This is a genomic window from Neisseria sp. P0021.S005 (assembly GCF_051956955.1).
On the sequence record NZ_JBQCWY010000215.1, the window covers coordinates 1 to 4,663 of the forward strand.

The window sequence follows — 4,663 nt, forward strand, 5'->3', positions numbered from 1 at the left end:
TACGCAATGATGCCGAGTTTGCGCCGTCTTCATTAATCAGCGAGCTGCTGGATACCATCGCCGCCATGACGGGGAAAAGCGGGCGTGAGTTGTCGGAGAAATGGGTGAAACATCATCCTTTGCAGGCTTTTTCGCGCCGTTATTTCCAAAAGGACGCGCTTTCAGACGGCCTCTTCAGTACGCGCCAAGATTATGCCGATGCGTTGAACCAACCGCAAGCGGAAGCGCAGCCGTTTTTCCGTGAGGCTTTAAGTCAGGAAGAGCCGGGCAAAACCATTCATCAGGGCGAGCTCGTCAGTTTTTGGCGCAACCCTGTCAAAGTTTGGCTGAAGAAAAATTTAAGCTGGGATCAGCCGTATTTGGACGGCGCATGGGAATCTGCCGAACCGTTTGAGCCGCAACATGAGGGTCGGATTGCCGATGCCTATTTGGATGCGCGGCGCAAAGGGGAAGATTTTGAAGATACGGCCATTCGGCTGAATGCCGAAAGCCTGATGCCGGTAGGCGAATTGGGCAGTTTGTGGCAGAAGCAGTATCAAATATCTGCAAAAAACATGGATGCCGAGCTGATACGCAGTGACAAAAGGCCGTCTGAACCTTATGAAGAATCCTTTGACGACTTGGTTTTACAAGGCACCATCGGCAATCTTTACGAATGCGGCCGCATTGTGTTCCTAAACCAAAAAGACAATGCGCCCAACCGCATTGCCCGTTTATTGGAGCATTTGATTTTTTGTGCCGTCGCCCCTAAATCCGTTGCAAACCGACAAACCCATATTGTCAGCTTGGGACAGACCGAAACCTATGCTGCCATCGAGCAACAAACAGCAAAAGAACTTTTGAAAGAATGGCTGGTATATTTCCGAATCGGACAAAATACCCCCTTGCCGTTTTTTGCCAAAACCAGTCTTGCCGCTGCGGAGGAGTACAACAAGAAAGAGGATTGGGATGCTGCCTTGAGCAAAGCCCATGATGTTTTTAACGGCAACAAAATGAGCAAAGGGCAGAAAGAATATACCGAAGTGAAGCTGGTGTTTGGCCATTCGGAAGAATCGCCTCTTGATGAGCCGCTATTTGAAAACCTCATCGTCAATCTGCTTGTTCCGCTTTTGACCGGCGTGGCAGGGAAAACCGATACAACAGAATAGGAGTAAAGTATGGCCAATTATGCAGAATATTTGGATTTTGATACCGAAGAAGACAAATTGAAACAGCAGCAACTCTATCAGGCGACCGAGCTGTCGGCGCAAACGGTAGCGGAGGTCAAAAAGATCAGCCGTCCGCAACACTGGCTGCTTGCCGCTGCGCCATATTGTCCAGATTGCCGCGTGTTTGTGCCGTTTATTCAAAAAATGGCGGAGTTGAACCCCCGTATCCGCATCAACTATATTGCCCGCAGCGATTTCGACGACAGCAGCCGTTTCGATAATCCGTGCCAACAGGAAATCGTCCGCGCCAATCAAAAAATTCCAGCGCTGTTTTTGATGGGGCATGAAGAGGAAGGGCCTGTGTTTAACGAGTTTCCGCAAGTGGTGTTAAACCAAATTGCGGCAAATGAAACCCGTCGCACGGAATTGCGCGATGCGTACCGTGCCGGCGAATTTAATGCCGATATTGAGGCGCAGATTGTAGCGGCGTTGGCATGGGCAGAGCAGCGTTGTTGAGCAAATATTGCCGGTGTGTGCGCCTATGTTTTGAGCTGTTTTGATATTTTGCTTTGTAATAAAAAGGCCGTCTGAAAAGATTTCAGACGGCCTTCTTTGATGCTTAACGCTTTATCAAATCTCGATTTTATTCGGCGTAAAGGTTTGCCATTTGTTGCAGGCTGGGCAGTGCCAGAAGAAGACTTGGGATTTGAAGTGGCAGTTGCGGCAGCGGTACATGACACTTTTTTGCAGCTGGCGGCCGATAATGGAACGAATCATATCGGTATCGGCTTTCCACTCCGGATTCATATTGCTGAGTTTCAAACCAAGCAGGCGGTACACGCCGTTGAGGTCGGGTTTTTGGCGGACGAGTTCGACAGCGATTTGCGCCGCTTCGGTTTCGCCCTTAAGCAACAGAGCTTTCTCGTAGATGACGTTGATCAGGTCAAGCTCGGGGAAGGTTTGCATATAGCCGATAAGGCGGTTGAGGCCTTCTTCCTGTTTGCCTTGCGCGGCATAGGCTTCATAGAGTTTCTCGCCGACCATGCTCAGATAGGCGTGGTTTTGCTGCTCGATGGCGGAATACGCTTCTACTGCGGCAGGGAAGTTGCCCTGACGGTATTCGATGTCGCCGAGAATGATGTTGGCGCGCGTACATTTCTTGTTGGCTTCGAGTGCTTTGCCGATGTTGTAGCGGGCGGCGTCGAAGTTGGATTTGAACAGCGCGGCTTGGGCGATTTCGCAATAGAACTGGGCGATTTCAAACTGGTAGGTCTGTTCGTCATGGCTCAAGAGCTGCGCCATTTCGATGGCTTTTTCCCAGTCGCGGTCTTGTTGGTAGATGCTCAAAAGGTGTTGGCGGGCTTCGCGTGCCATATCGCCTTCCTGCAAGCCGAGGAAGATTTGTTCGGCACGGTCAACCAAGCCTGCGCTTTGGTAGTTTTGCGCCAATTCAAAAAGCACGCGTGCGCGTTTTTCGTTGACTGTGTCGGGCGAATCGAGCAGGGCGCGGTGCATATTGATGGCTTTGTCGTTTTCGCCGCGTTGGCGGTAGAGCTTGCCTAGGGTCAGGTTTAAGTCGTATGACTGCGGCTGCTGGTCGATTACTTCCGCCAATTCTCGCGCGGCACGGCCGCTGTTGCGGTCAACAAGGGCATCAAGGCTTTTGTAAAACCCTGCCGGTATGCTTTTGGCCTGTTTCAGGACGGTCTTCATATCGACGCGCGCGGCAAACCAGCCCATAGCGAAGAAAACGGGGAGGAGGACGATGGGCAGTAAGATGACCCACAATTCGTTGTCCATGGTATTCCTTTATTGATTGGTGGCGTTACGCTTTGGGAGTGGTTTCGGAAGTCGTTGCCGGTGTTTCGGTTTTGACCGGGGTCAGGTCTTTTTCGGAAAGGTGGGCGTATTTTTTCACTTCGGCACGCAGGCGGTTGTTTTCGCTGCGCAGGGTCAGCAGACGGCCGAAGAGGGCAAACATACCGAACACGATGCCGATAATAAAGGCGCCGAAAAGCACGACAATCAGCGGCAGATTGACGTTTTGGCCGGGCAGGTAGAAGAAGGATACGGTGTGGGTATTGGTGATGGCCAGCAGGAGGAAAACAAGAAGAATCAGGATTTTGATGATGGTAGAGATGAGTTTCATGGGTTACTCCGGGTTGGCTGCGGTTGGGGCAGGCCGTCTGAAAAATGGTATCAGTTTAAACGATTTGCCGGATTTCGGATAGGACGGCATGTTTCAGACGGCAGGGGGACGGAATCTTTAATGCTGACGGGTACTTGTCAAACCCATATTGAAAGGCGTATTGTTCAGTCTTTAATTATTATCTTACAAATCAGAATAAGAAAGGCAATCATCATGAGCAGACCAGTTCCAGCCGTATTCGGCAGCGTTTTTCACGCTGAAATGCCCGTTATCGCTTATCGTGAAGGTAAATGGCAGCCGGTAGAGTGGCAATCTTCCACAGACCTGACAATCGCCCCAGGCGCGCATGCTTTGCATTACGGCAGCGAATGTTTTGAGGGCTTGAAGGCATTCCGTCAGGCAAACGGCAAAATCGTGATGTTCCGCCCGACCGCCAACATCGCGCGTATGCAGCAAAGTGCGGATATTCTGCACCTGCCGCGCCCTGAGACTGAGGCTTATTTGGATGCTTTGATTGAATTGGTCAAACGCTCTGCCGAAGAAATTCCTGATGCGCCAGCCGCGTTGTACCTGCGTCCGACTTTGATCGGTACCGATCCTGTGATCGGCAAAGCTGGTTCTCCTTCCGAAACAGCCTTGCTGTACATTTTGGCTTCTCCTGTCGGCGACTATTTCAAAGCCGGTTCGCCCGTTAAAATCTTGGTGGAAACCGAACATATCCGTTGCGCTCCACATATGGGCCGTGTGAAATGCGGCGGCAACTATGCTTCAGCCATGCCTTGGGTGTTGAAAGCCAAAGCAGAGCACGGTGCAAACCAAGTGTTGTTCTGCCCGAATGGCGACGTTCAGGAAACCGGCGCGTCTAACTTTATCCTGATTAACGGCGATGAAATCATTACCAAACCGTTGACAGACGAATTCCTGCACGGCGTTACCCGCGATTCTGTACTGACTGTTGCCAAAGATTTGGGCTACACCGTTACCGAGCGCAACTTTACTGTCGACGAGCTGAAAGCCGCGATTGAGAATGGTGCGGAAGCGATTCTGACCGGTACGGCTGCGGTTATTTCTCCGGTAACTTCTTTCGTGATTGATGGTAAAGAAATTGAAGTGAAGAGCCAAGAGCGCGGTTATACAATCCGTAAGGCGATTACCGACATTCAATACGGTTTGGCAGAAGACAAACATGGCTGGTTGGTCGAAGTTTGTTAAATAGAACGCATTCAATAAAAAAGGCCGTCTGAAATATTTTTTCAGACGGCCTTTTTTATTGGTTTTTAGAGAGGGAAGACAAATAATAAAATGCTAAATTTTACAAACAAACGGTAGCATTTTAAGATAATCGGTATATAATGCGCAATTATGT

4 protein-coding genes and 1 pseudogene are annotated in these 4,663 nt (G+C 50.2%); 3 read left to right on the forward strand and 2 right to left on the reverse strand.

Going from position 1 to position 4,663, the window contains the following annotated elements; translation table 11 throughout:
- Together ACTHUE_RS11215 and ACTHUE_RS11220 are read left to right on the forward strand one after the other, a co-directional pair.
- Positions 1 to 1,148, forward strand: a pseudogene (locus ACTHUE_RS11215) (exodeoxyribonuclease V subunit gamma); the annotation flags it as partial.
- 9 nt (positions 1,149 to 1,157) lie between these two features.
- A complete protein-coding gene (locus ACTHUE_RS11220) occupies positions 1,158 to 1,664 on the forward strand; it encodes a thioredoxin family protein (protein WP_107810862.1) in 507 nt (168 codons plus the stop codon).
- A gap of 114 nt (positions 1,665 to 1,778) precedes the next feature.
- Here ACTHUE_RS11220 and lapB read toward each other — a convergent pair whose 3' ends face one another.
- The gene (gene lapB, locus ACTHUE_RS11225) at positions 1,779 to 2,948 is read right to left on the reverse strand and encodes a lipopolysaccharide assembly protein LapB (RefSeq protein WP_107810861.1); all 1,170 of its coding nucleotides are present in this window, start codon (positions 2,946 to 2,948) and stop codon (positions 1,779 to 1,781) included.
- A gap of 25 nt (positions 2,949 to 2,973) precedes the next feature.
- Complete coding sequence (locus tag ACTHUE_RS11230) at positions 2,974 to 3,297, reverse strand: LapA family protein (protein WP_070873824.1); 324 nt, start codon at positions 3,295 to 3,297, stop codon at positions 2,974 to 2,976.
- Positions 3,298 to 3,510: 213 nt separating this feature from the next.
- On the opposite strand from ACTHUE_RS11230, the gene ilvE reads away from it, so the two are divergent.
- Positions 3,511 to 4,509 carry a branched-chain-amino-acid transaminase gene (ilvE, locus tag ACTHUE_RS11235; protein ID WP_070873825.1) on the forward strand — a complete coding sequence of 333 codons (999 nt, stop codon included), beginning with the start codon at positions 3,511 to 3,513 and terminating at the stop codon, positions 4,507 to 4,509.
- Positions 4,510 to 4,663 lie beyond the last annotated feature (154 nt).

Coding starts and splice junctions, on each gene's coding strand:
- ACTHUE_RS11220 (WP_107810862.1), top strand. CDS start 1,158: ATGGCCAATTATGCAGAATATTTGGATTTTGATACCGAAGAAGACAAA.
- ACTHUE_RS11230 (WP_070873824.1), bottom strand. CDS start 3,297: ATGAAACTCATCTCTACCATCATCAAAATCCTGATTCTTCTTGTTTTC.
- ilvE (WP_070873825.1), top strand. CDS start 3,511: ATGAGCAGACCAGTTCCAGCCGTATTCGGCAGCGTTTTTCACGCTGAA.
- lapB (WP_107810861.1), bottom strand. CDS start 2,948: ATGGACAACGAATTGTGGGTCATCTTACTGCCCATCGTCCTCCTCCCC.